This is a genomic window from Halorubrum saccharovorum DSM 1137, from assembly GCF_000337915.1.
Taxonomy (GTDB): domain Archaea; phylum Halobacteriota; class Halobacteria; order Halobacteriales; family Haloferacaceae; genus Halorubrum; species Halorubrum saccharovorum.
Genome location: NZ_AOJE01000022.1, coordinates 1 through 232 on the forward strand (window position 1 = coordinate 1; position 232 = coordinate 232).

The window sequence follows — 232 nt, forward strand, 5'->3', positions numbered from 1 at the left end:
ACCGCCGTCGCATGGACGAGATCGCCGGCCGACAGCGCGTCGTAATCGTCGGCGACGTCGCTGGTGACGCTCGTACCGTGCTCTTGGGCGGTCAGGTCGGGGTACTGGTCGCTGTCGCCGTCCGCCATCGCCAGCGGGGAGTGCGGGCGGACGTCCTCAGGCTCGAGTGCGTAGTTGTCCTCGGTGATGAACGAGACATCCGGCCGGTGGAGGCTGATGGTGTACCGCAGGC

General features: G+C 68.1%; 1 pseudogene. It reads right to left on the reverse strand.

Features of this window, described 5'->3' with window-relative positions:
- Positions 1-232: pseudogene (locus tag C471_RS17375) on the reverse strand (hypothetical protein); the annotation flags it as partial.